Source organism: Mesorhizobium sp. M0019, assembly GCF_040323975.1.
Classification (GTDB): Bacteria; Pseudomonadota; Alphaproteobacteria; order Rhizobiales; family Rhizobiaceae; genus Mesorhizobium.
On record NZ_JAMYVK010000012.1, the window covers coordinates 62,284 to 80,622 of the forward strand.

An 18,339-nucleotide genomic window follows, 5' to 3' on the forward strand; every position below is an offset into this window, starting at 1 on the left:
TCAATGCCGGACAATAATCTGAGCGCCGACCTTTACGCGGTCATACAGGTCAATGACGTCTTCATTGGTCATGCGAATGCAACCAGAGGAGTTGGCTTGTCCGACGGTCCACGGCTGATTGGTGCCGTGGACGCGATAAAGCGTGTTTCCGATATACAGTGCCCGTGCGCCCAAAGGGTTGTTCGGGCCTCCGGCCACGTGCGCAGGCAAGATACGGCCTTTTGATGCTTCTCTGGATCGCATTTCGGCCGGTGGCCGCCAATCTGGCCAGTCCTTCTTTTTCGAAATCGTGTCGCGACCGGACCACTCCAGCCCCTCCTTGCCGACCCCCACCGCGTATCGTAGCGCTTTGCCGCCCCCCAGCATGTAATAGAGACGCCGCTCCGTGGTGTTGATCACAATCGACCCCTTCGGCTGAGCCTCGCTGAATGTCACGACCTGCCTAGGAATCTCTGACTCCTCGGGCGTGAATTCTCCGCCCGCCGTCAGGCCGGAAGCGCTAGGCGAGACCAGTACATTTCTTCCCCGATCGTATGTCCAACTTCTAGGGTCATAACCGCTGTTCGATTGGGCCTGCGCCGACGCGATTGCGGCAATCGACGCCACCGCGACCAGAACCGATGCACTCAATGCCTCGATGAGACGCGTTGCCGCAAACCTCTTGCCTCGAGCAACGCCTGCGGGCACGTCCAACTTCGCGAGCAGGCTGTTGGTTGCCGTCACCGAGACCACTCCTTTCCACATTGAACCAATGACCCCGAACCCGGTGGTAACCGATTCCTACGCCGCACTGTATCGTCTTGCGGTTCCTTCGCAACATTTGGCACAGGTCGTCGATATGCAATCCAATTGGACTTCCCATTTTCGAGTGTCCACGATAGAATGACATCGGCGGACAAGCTATGAAGCAAGCGAGGCGGGGCATTACTCGTGGGTCGCTTTCGATAGGACCAATGTGACGGGACCCAGTATCAACCATGCTGATCGGTTATCTCGAGGCAGAGCTGCCCTTGTGGCCTGCCGGCTTGCCGTCGTCCTGGCGCTCGGCTTTGGCTCCCAGCCTGCGTTTGCTGCCGAACCGCGCTGGCCCCCTGGCCCTTACAAATACATCACGATCGATCAGTCGGTGACAGACGCGCTGGTTGAGCTCGGCCGCAACATGCGGGTGCCGATGCGTGTCAGCAAGCTGGTAAAGGGGCGCCTGAGCGCCGGCATGCCGGTTGAAACAGCCCGCGAGTTCCTCGAAGAGATATGCAATCGATACGGATTGATCTGGCATTTCGACGGCATCGTCATGAACGTCGCGACCGAAGCCGAAGTCCAGACGGAAATGATTCCGCTTGATGCCAATATGGCTGCTGGCGCGGAAGACAGGCTTTCACGGCTGGGCGTCAGTGACCCGCGGTTTCCAATAAAGGTCTCCAAGCAAGACGATGTCATCTCGGTATCGGGTCCGCCATCCTACATCGAGCTCGTCAGGAAAACCCTCGGGGTGCCTGCCACGCCGAGCGCCAAGCAGGAGACCGGCAAAGCTGTGTCGGTTCGCGTTTTCCGCGGAAAGCAGGCGGAGGCGCAGATTGTCCCCTCCGTCAAACCGAACTAGGACAGGAGGGCAGATTCTTGCAAATCGCACCGATCGGAGCCCTAGAGGCTACGCTTGCAAACTTAACTACCAGCATAAGTTCGCAGCAGCAAATCACCGTCGGCGCGTCAGCCCAGCCCGGCAACCGAATGGTGGGCGCCAAGCAAGAAAAGCACGCGAAGGTCAATACACCTGAGCGCAGTGATGTCGCCACGCGGGCAGGTCAGCAGGTGGCGCAGACGCCCGGCGCCAATCCGGCAATAGGCGGCCAGGCTTTCAAGCCGGAGAAGACCGAGCCAATCCTCGAGCACAAACTCTTCGACTACATGGCCGAGACGGAGAAGGCTGCAGGTGGGGTGTTCACGGATCCATCGGCCCTTTTCGGTTCTGCCGTCAAGTCGCTGGAAGGAACCATGCAGCAGGTACAGAAGGCTCTTGGCCAGGCTAACGCCCCCGAAAGTGCTGAAACGGCCGCCGCGCAGGATCGCGCCGACAAGATGGCTCTGTCCGGCAAGGAAGGCGAAGACTCCCGAGCCAAGAATGCAGAGCAACTCCTGGAACGATCGATTTCGGTGATGTGGGCGGCCGCCAATCTCGAGGTGGTTACGAGCAGCGTGACGGCTGTCACGTCGTCCACCAGCACGCTGATCAAGCAACAGTAAGCGCCGCGGAGTGTTCGCGCCCATGCCAACCTCGCTGCGGCGTTTAACGCGATTGGATCGATGCGGCGCCAGGTTTCGCGTTGCGCTCGTTGTCATGGGTATGCTTGTGCTCCAGGGGTGTTCGGTGGAGTTGTATAGCAACCTCAACCAGCGGCAGGCCAACGAGATCGTGGCCACGCTCATGCGTCACGGGATTCCAGCCCAACGCGAGGCAGGCAAGGACGGCAAGATGACGGTTTCCGTACAGAAGGGCCGCTTCGCCGAAGCTATGGCAATTCTCGACGAGAGCGGCTTGCCCAAACAGGAATTCCAGACGCTCGGCGAGGTGTTCAAGCGGGATGGGCTTGTATCCTCGCCGGTGGAAGAGCGGGCAACGATGATCTACGGCTTGAGCCAGGAGCTGTCGCAGACGATCTCGGACATCGACGGCGTGCTTTCGGCTCGCGTTCATCTCGTCCTGCCCGAAAACGATCCACTGAGGCAGCAACTGCTACCGTCGTCTGCCTCCGTGTTCATCCGGCATCGCGCATCCGTTCCGATGAATGAGCTCATCCCGCAGGTCAAGATGCTGGTGGCCAAGGGCATCGCCGGACTGACCTATGACAACGTTTCGGTCACCCTCATTCCGGTTGCAGCGACGGCTCCCAACCAGGAAACCGGCGAGGCCGGTCTCACCACCTTCCTCGGCCTGTGGCTGCATCCAGACAGCGTCGCCGCCGCGATGTCACTGTTTTATGGCATGGCGGCGGCCATATTCGTGCTGGCTGGTCGGTTGGCCTACATGCAGTGGTATCGACGGCCCGGCGTCTACGCGCTCGATGCTGCCGCAATGCCGGTGAAGAAAACATGACCCAGCCCGGCTCGGAGCAAACTGCCAGCCCGGAATGGCAGGCATTCATCTCCAAACCCGCGTCCTATGTGGATGCGGCTTGGCTCGCGGAGTGCCTTGACGGCGCGATCGGCGAGGCTGCCTGCGAGCGCATGCTGCGCTCGCAACGCTTGCAGGAGCGACTGTCGAAGCTTCTGCTCGATCGGCATAGGCTCTCTCCAGTGGTCGAAGAGCCGGCCGATGAGGTGGATCGAGCGATCGCCTTGTCGTCTGGCGAAGAGCTGGAGGAACTTGTACTTCGCTCGGGCGCGATCTACTGGGCTGGGAGTCTGGCCGCTGTCATTGTTGGGCGCGAAGCGGCCGCATTGCAGGCGGCGCTTGGGGCTGATCTGTGCGCTTTCGCCCTCGCCAACCGCGATCTGGCCGGCCCGATTGAGCGATTGGGGCCGCTGGAGGACATTTCCGGTCGCGTCTACGGCGACGGCCTGAGCTGCCTTGGCGCCTGGTGTCAGATCATGCCGGGCGATACGAGCATGCGGGTGCGTCTCAAGCTGGTGCCGCAAGAGCTCATCCACCAGCCGTCAGCCGAACAATTTGCCGAGGTCGGCCCCGCGATTGTTCGACGAGCGATGAGCTAGACGAGATGATCGAATCGGGCAAAGCGTCGGAAGCTCTGAGGCGTCCCTACGCTCGGATCCTGCGGGCCGCCGAGGTACGCGCTCTGCAGGATGGGCATGCGTTTCTCGATGAAGCAAGGCGTGATGCGCAGCAGTTGCGCGACGCCGCTCGGCGAGCCTATGCGGCCGAATATGCGCAGGGCTATGACGACGGCAAGACGCAAGGCGATGCCGAGGCCACGCGGCTAGTCAGCGAGACGGCGGTCAAGGTGGATCGCTATTTTGGTGGGCTGGAATCCGAAGTCGTTGGCCTTGCCATCGATATCGCCACGCGAATTCTGGGAGAATTCGACGTCGGCGCGCTTGTCGCCAAAGCCGCAAGACAGGCGGTGACTGAAATCCACCGCGCCAAGTACCTGAAAGTCCGAGTTCATTCCGCGTCCATCGAAAGGGTTCGTGATGAGCTGGACGCAGTCTTGCGCGAGAGTGATCTGGCGATGACGGTTGAGATCGACGCGGATGACGCGCTGGCTCCGGACGCCTGCATCGTTTCGACCGACTTTGCCGTCGTCGACGCGAGCATCGACGCGCAGCTCAAAGCCATAGCTGCCGCGATTGCGCCGAAGACGGAGGTCCGATGACCGCGCCCGCCGCTGATATCGAAAGCCGTCTGGCCTCCATCATTCCGAATTTGCGTTCGGGCCTGCGCGACGATACCGGCCGGCCCAGGAAGGGGCGTGTACGGCGTGTCGCCGGCACCGTCATTCATGCGACTGTGGAGGAGGCCCGTATCGGCGAGATATGCGAACTCGTCGACCCTAGGACCGGAAGGGTGACCAAGGCGGAAGTCGTCGGCCTCATGGACGAAATGGCGATCCTTGTTCCGCTGGGCGATTTGGCCGGTCTTTCAAACCTGACTGAGGTCGTGGCGACCGGAAGAGACCAGCAGGTGCCCGTCGGCCCCAGCCTTCTTGGTCGCGTGATCAGCGCGCTTGGCGAGCCATTGGACGGCAAGCCGCTTTCGCCGGACGGCATCACCGGCAGCTATCCGGTCAATGCCTATCCGCCATCTCCGCTGGAGCGCGGCTTGATTTCCCAGCCGATCCAACTCGGAATACGCGCGCTCGATGCGCTGCTCACCTGCGCGCGCGGCCAGCGCGTCGGAATCTTTGGCGAACCGGGCGTGGGAAAGTCGATCCTGCTTTCCGATATCGTCAGCGGCACCGATGCCGATGTCGCGGTGGTCGCCCTTGTTGGAGAGCGCGGACGTGAGGTACGCGAATTCCTCGAACAACAGCTCGGGCCCGAGGGCAGGGCGAGGGCCATTGTCGTTGTTGCGACCTCCGACCGTCCCGCCATTGAGCGTGTCAAGGCTGCCTATGTGGCGACCAGCATTGCCGAATATTTTCGCGACCAGGGCAAACATGTGTTGCTTGCAATGGACAACCTAACCCGGTTTGCCCGTGCGCACCGAGAGATTGGCCTGGCCGCGGGCGAGCCGCCGACGCGTCGCGGCTTTCCGTCTTCGCTGTTTGCGGTCTTGCCCCGTCTGCTCGAGCGGTCAGGCACGGGTCGCGTCGGATCCATCACCAGCCTCTACAGCGTTCTTCTTGAAGGCGACGGTACGCTGGACCCTGTCGCCGAGGAAGTTCAGGCCCTCCTTGATGGCCACGTCTTCTTGTCGAGCGAGCTTGCGCAGCGCAACCATTTCCCGGCCATTGATGTCCTGCGCAGCCGAAGCCGCCTCATGGATGCGGTTGTGGCGCCGGAACATCGGTCCGACGCCGGCCACCTGCGTGAACTGCTTGCCCGCTACGCTGACATCGAGCTTCTCCTGCGCGTCGGTGAATACGAAAAAGGCAGCGATCCCGTGGCGGACGAGGCAGTGGCGAAGATCGATGTCATCAACGCCTTTCTGCGTCAGGCGTCCGCCACTCATGAGAGCCTGGAGAGGACACGCCAACTCATGCGGGAGATCGTCGGTGAAAGATCGTGAGATGATCACTCGATTACGCGAGCTCAGACGCCGCCGTGAGGACCGTGCAAGGGAAGAGGTGATCAAACGGCACGCCGCTTTGGACCGGGCCGCGAGGGAGGGTCGGCAGGCGGCCAGTGCGGTCACGGAGCACCTGCAGCGCACGGTCGATGCCGAAGATGCAGCGTTCGGCTCGCTTATTGGGCATCCGATAAAAGCTGCCAGCCTTCACCAGCTACAGGGCCGGTTTGAAATCGCCGCCAGAAAAACCGAGCAATTGCGTGAAAACGAGAAGATGGCCGGCGTCGCCGAGCAGCAACGGCAAGCGGAACTGTCGGCAGCTCGCAATGATCATCGTGAGGCCATGAAAGCTCTGACGAAGCTGGACGGGGTATTGGAGCATCTGATCAACCGCACCGCACGACGTTGCCTGGCGCTTGCCGAGCTTTCCGAGGAGGAAGAGCGCGGTCCAACGCGCCTGCCCACATAGCCCATTTTGTGATCGTGAATATGGATGTGATGCCCCAAGCCTTTGCGTCGGGAAAAACGAGAGCGCAGGTAAAGTCGGCAAAACGCAAGGCCTCACGGTCGAGCGTTGGCGAGCGGCTGGTGCTGAACTCTGTTGCGTCTGTCGACGTTGAGGCATTGAACGCCTTCTACCGCCGGCGCGCGCACGCGGAAATCACGATCGCGGGCAGGACGGTGCCGATTGCCGCCGTCTGGCCGGCGCCGAATCCTGCGGACCAGCGGTGGTACACCATTGCGTTCTCCGTCGGAGACACGATGGGCAAATTGCGCCTGCCGCTTTCCGTGGTCGAAAGAGGCTTCGCCAGGGCAGACGAACTGGTCGACATGAAGCGGCTGGCCCCCGCCCACGCCGCACTGCTGCTGGAATCCGCGTTTGAAGAGGATCTCGAATGGATTGAGGCCAAGCTGGGCGACAGTATCGCGCTCACCTCGGTCACACAAACAGAAGCAGTTTCGGTTTCGGGCGAGACCCCGTTGGCTTTTGTCCTGACCGACAGCCAGGAGACGATTGACTGCGTCTTGAACACGAGTGACGTCAGCCTGGCGGTTCGGATCGGCCGTCTTTTTGACGAGATCGCCAAGGCCAGACCGCCGATCCCGGCCGAATTTCCTTTGCCGATCTGCCTTCGGCGTGGCGCACTCAAAGTAACCCTTGGCGAGCTGAAAAGCCTCCAGGCTGGCGACGTGGTGCTTTTCAGGAATGAGGCGGAAGAACGCAACGCGGCACTCATCATTGCCGAGCACCTTTATGCATCGGTCGCCCTGACTACCGCCGGGCCGCAATTGCTTGCCGCGCCGACCCTCGTCGCCGGATCCAATTGGGAGTGGACCATGAATCAGAACTCGCCGCCGTCAGTTGGCCAGACCTTGGAAGAGTCAACTCTGGACGAGTTGCCGGTTGTACTCGTTTTCGAAATCGGCCGCACGGCAATGCCTCTCGGAGAGGTGAGGCAGCTTGCGCCCGGCGCCATCGTTCCGCTCGCCGATGTAACGGAGGCGATTGTCGACATCATCGCCAGCGGTAAACGAGTTGGCAGTGGCGAGATCGTGCGGATTGGGGGAAGCCTGGGCGTGCGGATCCTTCGTATGTTCGATAATGCTTGAGAATTCGCCCAATCTCCTTGGTATTCTGATCGCCGTCGGCTTCGTCGGGTTGCTGCCTCTGGCGGTGGTCACGATGACGGGGTTCCTGAAGATTTCGGTCGTGCTGTTTCTCATCCGCAATGCACTCGGCGTCCAGCAGATGCCGCCCAATCTGGTGCTGTACGGCATAGCGCTTGTGCTCACCGTCTATGTCACGACACCGTTGCTGAGCGAGATGTCTGGCCGACTTCAGGAAGGGCAAGTTCAGTTCCAGACGACCGATGACCTCGCCAGGGCAGCGCAACTGGTCAGGGAACCACTGCAGCGACACCTTATGAAATTCACTCAGCCGCAGGAGCGGCAGTTTTTTCTCGATGGAACGAGCCGCCTTTGGCCGGAACAGGCGCGGCAGAACCTGAAGGACGACGATCTCTCGATCCTTGTTCCGGCCTTTGTTGCGTCCGAGCTTACCCGAGCCTTCGAGATCGGTTTCCTGCTTTACCTTCCTTTCCTCATCATCGACATCGTTGTCGCCAATATCCTGATGACGCTCGGCATGATCATGGTCTCGCCGGTCCTTATTTCGATTCCCCTGAAACTGTTCCTTTTCGTCGCCATAGATGGCTGGTCGCGCCTGATGCATGGCCTGATCCTGAGTTACGGCTGACGACATGGCGGGTACGCATGAACAATGACTTCATCCTGGCGAAGGTCCAAAGCGCGCTTTTGACGGTGCTGTTCGCGTCCAGCCCAGCGATCATTGCGGCACTGGCGGTCGGCATCCTCGTCGGCCTTGCCCAGGCGCTGACACAGATTCAGGACCAGTCGCTGCCGCAGACGATCAAGCTTGTCGTGATCCTGCTGGTCATCATCGTCTTAGGTCCTGTGCTTGGCCAGCAGATCGCGCAGCAGGCATCGACGGCTCTGGACGAATTCCCCGTCGTCACACGTTGAGGCACGCAGGTGCCGGTCGAACCACTCTTCGCATCTGTCAAAGACCTTCAGGTCTATCTCCTGGCAGGCGCTTTCGCGCTCGCACGCGTGGGTGGTTTCATGCTTCTGATGCCGCTGTTTTCGCGTGTGCCGCTATCAGGGCTTCTGCGCAATGGCGTGGCATTGGCGCTGGCAGTTCCAATCTTTCCAATGGTCGTGAGCAAGCTGACGAACAGCGACATCACGACCACGATGATCGCAGCCTACATTCTCAAGGAGGTTGTGGTCGGTGTAACGCTCGGGCTGTGTATGGGGATACCGTTCTGGGCAGCAGAGGCTGCCGGTGACATCCTCGACCTGCAGCGGGGCTCCACGATGGGGACGCTGATCGACCCTATGATGACGCACGAGACGAGTGCTACCGGCACCTTGCTCGCGGTCATCATGGTCACAATCTACCTGGCTGCCGGCGGCCTGCAGCTTTCCCTGACCAGTCTCTACGAGAGCTACGGCCTGTGGCCGATCGACAGTCTTCTGCCTGTATTCAGCAAGGATGCTGCGGGAATATTCCTGCGTCTGCTGAATCGCATCATGGCGATGGCGCTGACCCTCGTTTTCCCACTCATCATCAGCATGCTCCTGTCCGACATTGTGCTGGCTTTCCTGGCGCGGGCCTCTCCGCACCTGAATGTTTTTGCACTGTCGCTGGTCGTGAAGACGCTGGTGTTCAGTCTCGTCTTTGTACTCTATGCGGCTTTCCTGCTCTTCTACATGAACCGCGATCTTGGTTTCCTGCATGAGGCAAGCCGACAGATAGAAGCGATCGGCTGCCGCGAGTGTCAATGAGAATAAATATGAGCAAAAGCTAATAAAAAGCGCCATCCTTCGCCGGCCAATAAATACGATTTATCAATGAGGAAAGATTCTGATGATTTGACAAGCGGCAGACCCGCCGATGATCTTACGCGCTCTCGACGTGTCGTTGAAACGCGCATCCGTTGGAAGCCATGGCTCGCCCGATCACTTTACCGATCTACGAGGATTTGCGAATGGTCGATGCGGGCAGATTGCGCAGACTCGTCAGGATGGGTGCCTATGAAGGGCATACAGGAGGGCTTGCGCGCGGCAAGCTCCAGGCCAACGTCGTGATTGTACCGCGCAGCTTTGCCGCCGATTTCTATCAGTTTTGTGTCCGCAATCCGAAACCCTGCCCTTTGGTCGGTGTGAGCCGTGCGGGCAGCCCATTTCTGCCTGCGCTGGGCGACATCGATATCCGGACCGATGCACCACAGTACAGCATCTATCACTTCGGCGAGATGATCCGCCAGACCACAGACATCATCGACCTGTGGCGAGATGACTTTGCGGCCTTCGCGCTCGGCAGTTCGCTCACCGTCGAGGCCGCGCTTGACGAACGAGGCGTGAAACTCCGGCGTATCGGCCGTGGAAAAACCGCCCCCAAGTTCCGCACCAAGATCGAGACGTCCCAAGTCGGACCGTTCGGTGGCGAAATGGTCGTCTCCATGCGTCCGATACGGCATAGCGAAATCGACAAGGTTCGCGTGCTCACCGCGCGCTTTCCGCATGCGCACGGGTCTCCCATCCATGTCGGAGAGCCCACGACGGTCGGCATCCGAAATTTGATGGCTCCCGACTGGGGTGATGCCGTCGAAGTCTTGGACGGGGAGATCCCTGTATTCTGGGCGAGCAGCCTGACCGCCCAAGACGCTCTTGCTCGTGCCGAACTCGCGATCTCCATCACAGCCTCGCCGGGCCATATGCTGATCACCGACGTGGATGCACGAGCGCTGTCTTGGCCTAATTTCGAACTTGGCGCGAGCTTGCAATGATCGTGCTCAAGTCGGAGCTTGCCTGATCCAACGGCTCCGAATCACTTCGACTGCAGGGCGGACGCAAGGATAGGCACCCTTTGCCGCCGTTCGGTTTTCTGAGAGCGTGACTCGGGTACGCGCAATCCGGGAGCCGATATTCCATGCCGACAAGAACCGATGCCAGTGAAGCGCGCCGATGGTTTGCCGAAGACCTGCGTGTCGCGTCACCGGTCTTACACAACCCTGCGGTCATCGAGGCCTTCGCAAAGGTTCCGCGCGAACACTACCTTGGCAACGGGCCATGGCGCATCCATTCGAGATTACATCATTGCGTCCGAAATTTCCCCGATCCGGGCGCGCGGATCGCAACCGCGGTCCTGGCCGGCTGCAGCGCAGGCTTTCTCTTGGCTTCGAGAATGCTTGGCTGATGACCGACACATGCTGGATTCGAAAGCCTGGCGATCGATATCAATCTCGCGTGTCGCCGTCGTAGGGTGTGGCACGCATTGAAGGGCGTTCCACGAAGGATCTATACCATTGTGCCAGTCGTGGCCTTCCCTGCAGGAAGTCGGGCACTCCGCGGAATTCCAGCCAGCTTAGACAAGTGGCTAGCGCGATGTGGCCGGGGAGATAGTGATGCAGCACCTCGCCAAGGTTTCGCTTGTCGAACGTCTGGCCACAAACGGGCAGAACTCGAAAAACCCTGCTTCGTCGTTGGCCGGCGACCCGTGGCGCTTGGCCCCGGTGCCGGGTGCGGGGTTGTTGGATCGATCTCGTCTCACGTTGGTCGCCACCGCGCGTAACTTTGATGGGGACGGGCCGACAGCCGATCGGGGTGACCAGTGGGCCGCCGGACCTAACCGGCTGCCAATGGCGCTGCCGGCTACGAGCGAATTATAGCCCGTTTCATGCGTCATTAGTAATTCAATAAAATGATAGTGTTCCGTTCCTCTAGCTCGTCTAGCCGCCAGACCGGGCGCGTTCATTGCCCCTATGATGCGGACTCTGGTGGACAATCTGCCCTAAGGGGGGACGGATGGACACTCGAGGTCAAGTTCGACTTCGTGATCGATGACGCCGATATTCGCATTCTCACTCGCCGCGTTGTCGATTGGACGACGAAGTAGCGACACCTTTCGGGGCCGCCAAGAGACTCAACGTGCAAAGCGCTATCATCGATGGCGAGATCATCGTGCTCAACCAGGCTGGCGCTTATGACGCCTAACTACTGATATCGCTAAAAGAAAACTTGGTAGAGGGAAGGCGCTACCACCTTTCGCCACACTCATCGAACTGCCAATTCAAGCTTCGTTGCTGCGGCCGAGTAAAGTGAGCCCATCAACCTACGAATCTAGTGTCAGGAGTTCTAAAGTAAGGTAGACGACGTCCGAACACGCCTCCGAGTCCGGATGATCGTACCGCCGGCGTCCTTGAAGATGGCTTTATAGACGACCGCATCATCTAGATATAGATGTCAGGGAAGCGTCCCGCTGCGTGTGCCGTTGGGCGACGGGTGTAGCCGAGCTCGAGCTTGCGTTTGTGGCCTTCGTGCGCCAGCCGAGGCCTACATCCTTCACACTCGAGGGCGATTATAGCGATGATTCTGTACCTCGCATCCGTCGCGACCTCGCCCGACTGAAAATACTCATTAGGAGGTCAATGTTGTCGGGCGACCCGTCCTAAATTAGAAGATCTGGTAGCAGGAGCGCGCTGCCGCCTTTGCCATACTCACCGGAGTACCAGTTCCGGCTTCGCTGCTGCGGCTGAACGAACGGAGCCTATTCCGGACCTTCGCGCGCCGATTTTTTACTAGCTTCCCGCCAACGACAACCCACTGGCGCGCTCGCATAGCAGGGCGAGCAATTCGCTGCGCCGCGTTTCCGGCGTGTCGACGGGCAACACGAAACAAAGCGTCTTGTTGATGGCCCCGTTGCCGTCGCGGATGGGCGCGGCCATGCACCAGGTGAAGCGGTCGGCCAGTGCGGCGGTCTCGCTGAAACCTTGCTGGCGCGCCAGAGCGACATCGCCGAAGAACTCGGCTGGCGCAATGACGCGGCCGTCGGGAAGCGTGTAGTCGCCAGGCGGAATGAAGTCCCGTATTTCGTGCTCGCTCATATGGCCGAGCAGCAGCCTTCCGGACGCCGTCCACGGTATCGGCACCTCGACTCCGACATCGCTTGAAATCCGGAACGGGCCAGGCGAGTCCCGGCAATCAAGGACGACATATTTGGTCCCGCGCAGGCCGCACAGTTGGACGGTCTCGCCCGTCTCCGCGCCTAGTCTGTCCAGGGTTTCGATGATGCGCCGGTAATGGGCATTATGATGTGAGTAGGCCCAGCCGAACAGATGCATCGCCTTTCCGAAATAGACATAGCCTTCCGTTCCGACGTTCTCGAGCATTTCGGCTTCCAGCAGGCTGTTGACGATTTCATAAGTGGTTGAACGCGGCGCGCCGATCATCTTGGCGATGTCGCCGACGCGCATCGGCGCGCGGTGCCGCAGAAGGGCCTCGAGTAGCATGATGACGCGGTCGATCCCGCGACGCCGTTCGCCATTGCGCGGCTCGGCGCCGGCTTCCGTTTCAATTAGACCAGTGACGCCATCGCTCATGTAGGCCGCACCCGCGCAAAAATCATTTCGGCCCTCGTCTCAAGACGCTTGAAAGATGTCAAGGCTCAGTCTAGCATCCATTTGTCCGATATACAGGCCTAACGTCTGAAATATCGGACAATAACGAGCCGGGCGCAGAAAGTCCTGACGAGAAAACAGGCGGTTTCCGAGATGCGGCAACCGGCGGGTTTTCTCGTCCCGACCCCGCACGCCCAGGCCATAACCTCAGAAGGGAACAATCATGACGAAATCATCGTTTTTCGCATCCGCCAGTGCCCTTTGCCTCGGCCTTCTCCTCAGCCTCGGCGCCGGTTCGCAAGCCAACGCCGCCGCTAAATGCATCAAGGGCGATCGCAAAGCACCATATACGATCGGCTGGGCCAATATCTATTCAGTGCCGACCTGGATGAAGCAGACACAGGGCACGATAGAAGCCGAAGTCGAGACTTTGAAAAAGCAAGGCTTGGTGGACAAGCTCGTCGTGACCGATGCCCAGGGCGACGCCAACGTCCAGATTCAGCAGATCCAGTCGATGATCGATTCCGATGTCGATGCCATCATCTTGATCGCTGGTTCGTCGACCGCGCCGGCGCGTGTGCTGGCGGACGCCTGCGCCAAGGGCATCGCCATCATCAACTTCGACAGCCTCGTCGATACCGACCAGGTGACCGCCAAGGTCAACACCGATTCCTCACAGTGGGGCGACCAGGCGGCCAAGTTCCTGATCGACGCCATCGGTGGCAAGGGCAAGATCCTCATCCTCAATGGCCCAGCCGGCGTTTCGGTCAGCGACGACCGGCGCAAAGGCGCCGATGCCGAGCTTAAGGCCCATCCCGATGTGAAGGTGCTTGCCGAGACGAACACGCCTTACAATGTCGCGCCCGCCCAAGAGGCCGTGACCAGCCTACTTTTCGCCAACCCCGAAATCGACGGCATCCTGTCGCTGGGCGGCGCGTTGTCGGCGGGCGCCGTGCTCGCGCTCGACAAGCAGGGCCGCGACCAGGTGCCGATCACCGGCGAGAATGCGCGCCAGTTTCTCGAACTGTGGAAGGAAAAGGGCCTGAAGAGCTGGGCGACGATGCAGCCGAACTGGCTCGGCGCCTTCGCCACCTACACCGCCGTCCAGGCACTGGAGGGCGAGGATGTGCCGGCTTTCGTCAAGATCCCGTTGCCGGTGATCGACAATTCCAACATCGACGAATACCTCGCCCGGGCGAAGGATTTCCCGGCTGACGGTTATATCTATTCGCCGTACGATGAGAATCTATTTAAGAAGCTGCTGGCCCAGAAATAAGCCTGAAGGGTTGTAGCATTGACAACCACGGCTCCGCTTCTCGCCGCGCGGGGGGTGTCGAAGTCCTTCTTCGGCAACCCCGTTCTGCGCAACGTTTCCATCGCTCTCCAGCCGGGCCGCGTGCATGCGCTGCTGGGCGAGAACGGCGCAGGTAAGTCGACACTGATCAACCTTTTGTCCGGCGCCTTGCGCCCGGACGGCGGGGCGATCGAGGTCGATGGGCGCCCGGTCTCGCGCATGACCCCCGCTAATGCGCGACAGGCCGGGATCGCTGTTGTCCAGCAGGAACTGAGCCTGACGGCCAGCTTGTCCATTGCCGAAAACATCGGGCTCGGTGCCTATCCCAAACGGTTCGGCTTGATCGACTACAACGAGCTTGCCGTCCGGGCCAAAGCCGCATGCGATCTTGTCGGGCTTTACGAACCGCTGTCTACGCCGGTGGGGCACCTGTCCCTCGGCCGCCGGCAGATGGTGGAGATCGCCAAGGCGCTTTACCGCCGGCCGCGCGTGCTCATTCTCGACGAACCCACCTCATCGCTATCGGCAACTGAGACAAAAATCCTCACCGACCTGCTGGAGAGGCTTCGGGGCGAGGGCATCGCTATTCTCTACATCTCACACCGACTGAACGAGGTGATGACGCTGTGCGAGCATGTCACCGTGCTGAAGGACGGGACCTGCACGGCGGACTGCTCGCTGGAAGGAACCGATGCCGCCGGACTGGTACGGCTGATGGTCGGCCGCGACCCCGGCGATCTCTTTCCACGATGGCGGCCTTCGCCATCGCCGGCCGACGCCATCTCGGTTCGTAAATTTTCGGCCGGCCTGATGCGCGACGTCGATCTCGACATCAGGACGGGCGAGGTGCTTGGCATTGGCGGCCTGGTCGGGCAGGGGCAGGAAGATCTGCTGCTTGGCCTCTACGGCGCAATCCCCGCCAGGACGGTATCCGCGACGGTGAACGGTGTTTCGGGTTTGCCTGGCGGCGTGCCGAACGCCAATGCGCTCGGCCTCGCTTATGTCCCGGCTGACCGCAAACGCGAAGGCCTGCACCTGATCCATCCCATCATCACCAATATGATGCTGCCCGCCTTCGCAAGGCTGCCGGCGCTGAAGCTGCGCAGCCGGCGTGCCGAGCGCGATATGGCAAGGGGTCTCGCCGCCCAGCTTGCCATCAAGGGCGACCTCGACCGCCCGGCGCAGGCACTCTCAGGTGGCAACCAGCAGAAGGTCGCGCTGGCGAAATGGATGCCACACGAGCCGCTTGTGCTTCTCCTCAACGACCCGACGCGCGGCGTCGATGTCGAGACCAAGCGCGAGATCTACATGATGCTTCGCAAACTCGCCGCTGCCGGCAAGGCGATCGTGCTGCTCAGTTCCGACACACCCGAACTGGTGCACCTTTGCGACCGCGTCGGCGTGGTCCGCGAAGGCCGCATCGTGGCCATGCTCGAGCGCGAGGCACTGGGCGAGGAAGCCATCGTTTCCGCCGCAATGGGCGCCGAACAGCAGAAAGTTGCGGCATGAGCGCGGTTGCATCCTCAAGCCAAGCCGGCGCGCTCTACTGGCCGGTTCAGCTGCGCCGCAATGTCGGCGTGCGCAGCCTGTTCGCTGTGGTCCTGGCGTTCGTCATTGCCTACGGTTCCCTGTTTCCCGGCCTCTTGACAGCGTCCGGTTTCGCCAAATTCACCCAGAGCTGGTTTCCGCTGGCGCTGGTCGCCATGGCCCAGGCGATCCTCATGCTCACCGGCGGCATAAGCCTGGCCATCGGCGCCATGGTCAGCCTGGGCGCGGTGATCGCTGCGACGACGATGACTGGGCCGCTGGGCGTAGCCGGCGGTGCCGCTGCGGTGGCGCTGACCGGTCTCGGCATCGGTGCCGTGATCGGGTTCATCGTCGTGAAACTTCGGTTGCCGGCGATCGTGGTGACGCTCGCTGGCTCCTTCATTATCGGCGGCGCTGCGCTGCTCATCCTGCCGAGGCCGGGCGGCGCCATACCCGAGTGGCTGTCGGACCTGCTTGCCGGCAACACGCCGGCGGCATTCGTGCTGCTGGTACTCATCGTGCTTTTGTGGAAACTCTATCTCGCCACGCCGCTTGGTTTGAGCATCTATGCTGCAGGCGAAAATCCCGTCGGCGCCTACCGCTCCAGCGTGCCGGTCGACGGTGCCCGGATCGCCGCCTACGCGATTAGCGGCCTGCTTTGCACAGGCGCCGGCCTGTTCATCGCCGCGCAAACGGGTTCGGGCGATCCAGTCATCGGCACGGCGTTCACGCTGAATTCCATTGCCGCCGCAGTGCTCGGCGGCATCGGTTTCCTCGGCGGCCAGGGTACCATGCGCGGCGCTCTTGCGGGCAGCCTGCTGCTCAGCCTGATGATCAGTGTCATGTTCTTCCTCGGCTTCACGCCGGTCGCCCAATATGTCGCCCAGGGCCTCATCATCATCGGGGCGGTCGCCATCCCGCAATTCCGCAAGGTGCAGCAATGACAGCACGGAAAGACAGCGTGAGCGGCAGGCGCGCCCTGACGATTCTGCACAGCCGGCCCTTCCTTACGATCGCTATAGTTGCGGCGGTATGGATCGCGGCGAGCTTCGCTTCACGTGGCTTCGGCGCTTATGGGCATTTGCGCTATTTGGTTGAATTGGGCGCGGTGATCGGCCTGGTCGCGGCGGGCCAAACTTTCGTGGTGATTGCCGGCGGCATCGACCTTTCCGTCGCGGCGATCGTCACGGTTAGCGCTGTCAGCCTGCCGCTGCTTTCATGGCAGGCGGATCCGACAGGGCTCACCGCCGTTCTTGCAGTTCTCACGTTGACGAGCGCAATCGGTCTGGTGAACGGGCTGGGCGTGGCGCTGTTGCGCGTTCATCCAATGATCATGACACTGGCGATGGCGACATTCCTGCAAGGTCTGCTGATCATCATCGCCGGCGGCAGTGCCGTGACCGCCGAGAACCCGCTGGTCCGCTGGCTCGGCAATGCGCGGCCGGTCGGTATTCCGGCGGGCGTGCTTTTGTGGGTGGTCATTTCAGTGATCGTTCTGACCACGATGCATGCGACATCCCTTGGCGCCCGGATATTCGCGATGGGCGCCAATCCGCTCGCCGCGGCGCTGTCCGGGGTTCCCGTCGCCTCGACCACGCTGGCGGTCTACGGCATCAGCGGCTTCTGTGCGGGACTTGCCGGTGTGTTGGTCCTTGGCATGAACGGACAAGGCTATGTCGGTATCGGCGATCCTTATCTGCTCGCCTCGATTGCCGCCGTGGTGCTTGGCGGCACCTCGATCCTCGGCGGGCTCGGCACCTATGCCGGCACCATCCCCGGCGCCATCCTGCTGGTTACGATCACGGCGCTGATCACCGTGGTCAACGCATCGCCCGGCTGGCGCAGTATCCTGTTCGGGTCGCTGATCCTGGGGCTGCTGCTTCTCTCAGGCAGAGAGCAGGCCCGCCGATGACATATCGTCCAGCCGATAAATGCGCCGTGCATTGCCGTAGAACAGTGCCGTCTGCTCGTCCGCGGAAAGCTCTCCTGCAATGGCCTTGAAGCTGTCATACACCGCATCGAACGATGCATGCAGGCCGGCGACCGGAAAGTCGCTGCCGAACATCGCGCGCCGCGTACCGAAACAGTCGATGCAATGCATGACAACCGACCTTAGGCTGTCGAGCGTCCAATCATGATCGTAGGCGACCAGATCCGATATCTTGATGGCGACGTTCTCGCGCTCCGACAAAAGCCGCAGCCCTTCGCGCCACACCCGCATCCCGTCCGCATCGCGATCGATCGGGCTGCCGCAATGGTTGAGAACAAAGAGCTGGTCCGGAAAGGCCGCTGCGAGGCGCGCCGCGCCGGTGAGCTGGCGCGGAAACACCATCAGGTCGAAAACCAGCCGGCGGCGCCCAAGCAGGGACAGGCCGGCACGCCAGGCCGGATCGTCCATGATGCCGTCGCGGGCGGCAAAACGACGGGCGGGATTCGGATCCCAGCTCAGTATGTCGCGTACGCCGACGACACGGTCGAATGCCGCCTGCGCCTGGACCAGCGCCGGCGCTTGGCGGTTCGCCAGAGGTACGTGAACGACGTAACGGGCGGCCACGCCGCGCGACTTGTCGAGGGTTTCAAGCCACCGCGTTTCACCGACGCAGTCATGCCCGGCCCAACCGGCTTCAACATGGACGGTGGCGACGACACTGTGCTGGCCGGCGTCGCGCAAATAATCTTCAGGAAGGTAGTTTCGCCGCAAGGGGCCAAGCTCGCCCAGACCGCCGCGTTCGCCAGCCGTGGGCGTGAGCCAGGGATGGCGGCCGAGGCCGAGATCCCAAAGGTGATGGTGGGCATCGATGATCGGTCCGCAGTAACGCTTTGGCACGTATCTCTCTCATGGTGTGGCC

General features: G+C 61.2%; 19 protein-coding genes. 16 read left to right on the plus strand and 3 right to left on the minus strand.

What is annotated here, in order from left to right; all coding sequences use genetic code 11:
- Positions 1-723, minus strand: coding sequence for a L,D-transpeptidase (locus NKK47_RS11530; protein ID WP_352454237.1), 723 nt, complete (start codon positions 721-723; stop codon positions 1-3).
- A gap of 436 nt (positions 724-1,159) precedes the next feature.
- Here NKK47_RS11530 and NKK47_RS11535 point away from each other — a divergent pair, with 436 nt between their 5' ends.
- The 12 genes from NKK47_RS11535 to NKK47_RS11590 all read left to right on the plus strand — a co-directional run bounded on the left by NKK47_RS11535 (position 1,160) and on the right by NKK47_RS11590 (position 10,059).
- Positions 1,160-1,603 carry a type III secretion protein gene (locus NKK47_RS11535; protein ID WP_352454238.1) on the plus strand — a complete coding sequence of 148 codons (444 nt, stop codon included), beginning with the start codon at positions 1,160-1,162 and terminating at the stop codon, positions 1,601-1,603.
- 17 nt (positions 1,604-1,620) lie between these two features.
- Positions 1,621-2,244: a hypothetical protein gene (locus tag NKK47_RS11540; protein WP_352576808.1), complete on the plus strand. Its 624-nt coding sequence runs from the start codon at positions 1,621-1,623 to the stop codon at positions 2,242-2,244.
- A gap of 22 nt (positions 2,245-2,266) precedes the next feature.
- Positions 2,267-3,094 carry a type III secretion system inner membrane ring lipoprotein SctJ gene (gene sctJ / locus NKK47_RS11545; RefSeq protein WP_352454240.1) on the plus strand — a complete coding sequence of 276 codons (828 nt, stop codon included), beginning with the start codon at positions 2,267-2,269 and terminating at the stop codon, positions 3,092-3,094.
- Positions 3,091-3,711, plus strand: a complete 621-nt coding sequence (locus NKK47_RS11550; protein WP_352576810.1) for a SctK family type III secretion system sorting platform protein — start codon at positions 3,091-3,093, stop codon at positions 3,709-3,711. The genes sctJ and NKK47_RS11550 overlap by 4 nt, the downstream gene beginning before the upstream one ends.
- A 5-nt stretch (positions 3,712-3,716) precedes the next feature.
- Positions 3,717-4,331, plus strand: coding sequence for a type III secretion system stator protein SctL (gene sctL, locus NKK47_RS11555; protein WP_352576812.1), 615 nt, complete (start codon positions 3,717-3,719; stop codon positions 4,329-4,331).
- Positions 4,328-5,686 carry a FliI/YscN family ATPase gene (locus NKK47_RS11560; RefSeq protein ID WP_352576814.1) on the plus strand — a complete coding sequence of 453 codons (1,359 nt, stop codon included), beginning with the start codon at positions 4,328-4,330 and terminating at the stop codon, positions 5,684-5,686. The genes sctL and NKK47_RS11560 overlap by 4 nt, the downstream gene beginning before the upstream one ends.
- Positions 5,673-6,155 (plus strand): hypothetical protein, encoded by a 483-nt coding sequence (locus tag NKK47_RS11565; RefSeq protein WP_352576816.1) that lies wholly within the window; start codon positions 5,673-5,675, stop codon positions 6,153-6,155. Before NKK47_RS11560 ends, NKK47_RS11565 begins: the two co-directional genes overlap by 14 nt.
- 20 nt (positions 6,156-6,175) lie before the next feature.
- Positions 6,176-7,297: a type III secretion system cytoplasmic ring protein SctQ gene (gene sctQ / locus NKK47_RS11570; protein ID WP_352576818.1), complete on the plus strand. Its 1,122-nt coding sequence runs from the start codon at positions 6,176-6,178 to the stop codon at positions 7,295-7,297.
- Positions 7,290-7,943, plus strand: coding sequence for a type III secretion system export apparatus subunit SctR (gene sctR / locus NKK47_RS11575; protein WP_352454246.1), 654 nt, complete (start codon positions 7,290-7,292; stop codon positions 7,941-7,943). Before sctQ ends, sctR begins: the two co-directional genes overlap by 8 nt.
- Positions 7,944-7,960: 17 nt before the next feature.
- Positions 7,961-8,230, plus strand: coding sequence for an EscS/YscS/HrcS family type III secretion system export apparatus protein (locus NKK47_RS11580; RefSeq protein WP_352454247.1), 270 nt, complete (start codon positions 7,961-7,963; stop codon positions 8,228-8,230).
- 9 nt (positions 8,231-8,239) lie between these two features.
- Positions 8,240-9,055, plus strand: coding sequence for a type III secretion system export apparatus subunit SctT (sctT, locus tag NKK47_RS11585; RefSeq protein WP_352454248.1), 816 nt, complete (start codon positions 8,240-8,242; stop codon positions 9,053-9,055).
- A gap of 161 nt (positions 9,056-9,216) precedes the next feature.
- Positions 9,217-10,059 (plus strand): D-glutamate cyclase family protein, encoded by an 843-nt coding sequence (locus NKK47_RS11590; protein WP_352576820.1) that lies wholly within the window; start codon positions 9,217-9,219, stop codon positions 10,057-10,059.
- Between the two features lie 1,791 nt (positions 10,060-11,850).
- Here the strand turns inward: NKK47_RS11590 and NKK47_RS11595 are convergent.
- Positions 11,851-12,651 (minus strand): IclR family transcriptional regulator, encoded by an 801-nt coding sequence (locus NKK47_RS11595; protein WP_352576822.1) that lies wholly within the window; start codon positions 12,649-12,651, stop codon positions 11,851-11,853.
- Between the two features lie 241 nt (positions 12,652-12,892).
- On the opposite strand from NKK47_RS11595, the gene NKK47_RS11600 reads away from it, so the two are divergent.
- From NKK47_RS11600 to NKK47_RS11615, 4 genes are read left to right on the plus strand one after another with little or no spacing between them, the layout of a single operon-like run.
- Positions 12,893-13,945: an ABC transporter substrate-binding protein gene (locus NKK47_RS11600; RefSeq protein ID WP_352454251.1), complete on the plus strand. Its 1,053-nt coding sequence runs from the start codon at positions 12,893-12,895 to the stop codon at positions 13,943-13,945.
- Positions 13,946-13,963: 18 nt separating this feature from the next.
- On the plus strand, positions 13,964-15,472 hold the full coding sequence (locus NKK47_RS11605; protein ID WP_352576824.1) for a sugar ABC transporter ATP-binding protein: 1,509 nt from the start codon (positions 13,964-13,966) through the stop codon (positions 15,470-15,472).
- Positions 15,469-16,434: an ABC transporter permease gene (locus tag NKK47_RS11610; RefSeq protein WP_352576826.1), complete on the plus strand. Its 966-nt coding sequence runs from the start codon at positions 15,469-15,471 to the stop codon at positions 16,432-16,434. Before NKK47_RS11605 ends, NKK47_RS11610 begins: the two co-directional genes overlap by 4 nt.
- Positions 16,431-17,402, plus strand: a complete 972-nt coding sequence (locus tag NKK47_RS11615) for an ABC transporter permease (protein WP_352576828.1) — start codon at positions 16,431-16,433, stop codon at positions 17,400-17,402. Before NKK47_RS11610 ends, NKK47_RS11615 begins: the two co-directional genes overlap by 4 nt.
- On the opposite strand, the gene NKK47_RS11620 is transcribed toward NKK47_RS11615, so the two are convergent.
- Positions 17,376-18,317: an amidohydrolase family protein gene (locus tag NKK47_RS11620; RefSeq protein WP_352576831.1), complete on the minus strand. Its 942-nt coding sequence runs from the start codon at positions 18,315-18,317 to the stop codon at positions 17,376-17,378. The genes NKK47_RS11615 and NKK47_RS11620 overlap by 27 nt on opposite strands.
- Positions 18,318-18,339: the final 22 nt, after the last annotated feature.

Bases quoted from the DNA above. Each gene is read 5' to 3' on its own strand.
- NKK47_RS11535 (WP_352454238.1), top strand. From the start codon at position 1,160: ATGCGGGTGCCGATGCGTGTCAGCAAGCTGGTAAAGGGGCGCCTGAGC.
- sctJ (WP_352454240.1), top strand. From the start codon at position 2,267: ATGCCAACCTCGCTGCGGCGTTTAACGCGATTGGATCGATGCGGCGCC.
- NKK47_RS11550 (WP_352576810.1), top strand. From the start codon at position 3,091: ATGACCCAGCCCGGCTCGGAGCAAACTGCCAGCCCGGAATGGCAGGCA.
- sctL (WP_352576812.1), top strand. From the start codon at position 3,717: ATGATCGAATCGGGCAAAGCGTCGGAAGCTCTGAGGCGTCCCTACGCT.
- NKK47_RS11560 (WP_352576814.1), top strand. From the start codon at position 4,328: ATGACCGCGCCCGCCGCTGATATCGAAAGCCGTCTGGCCTCCATCATT.
- sctQ (WP_352576818.1), top strand. From the start codon at position 6,176: ATGGATGTGATGCCCCAAGCCTTTGCGTCGGGAAAAACGAGAGCGCAG.
- sctR (WP_352454246.1), top strand. From the start codon at position 7,290: ATGCTTGAGAATTCGCCCAATCTCCTTGGTATTCTGATCGCCGTCGGC.
- NKK47_RS11580 (WP_352454247.1), top strand. From the start codon at position 7,961: ATGAACAATGACTTCATCCTGGCGAAGGTCCAAAGCGCGCTTTTGACG.
- NKK47_RS11590 (WP_352576820.1), top strand. From the start codon at position 9,217: ATGGCTCGCCCGATCACTTTACCGATCTACGAGGATTTGCGAATGGTC.
- NKK47_RS11595 (WP_352576822.1), bottom strand. From the start codon at position 12,651: ATGAGCGATGGCGTCACTGGTCTAATTGAAACGGAAGCCGGCGCCGAG.
- NKK47_RS11600 (WP_352454251.1), top strand. From the start codon at position 12,893: ATGACGAAATCATCGTTTTTCGCATCCGCCAGTGCCCTTTGCCTCGGC.
- NKK47_RS11610 (WP_352576826.1), top strand. From the start codon at position 15,469: ATGAGCGCGGTTGCATCCTCAAGCCAAGCCGGCGCGCTCTACTGGCCG.
- NKK47_RS11615 (WP_352576828.1), top strand. From the start codon at position 16,431: ATGACAGCACGGAAAGACAGCGTGAGCGGCAGGCGCGCCCTGACGATT.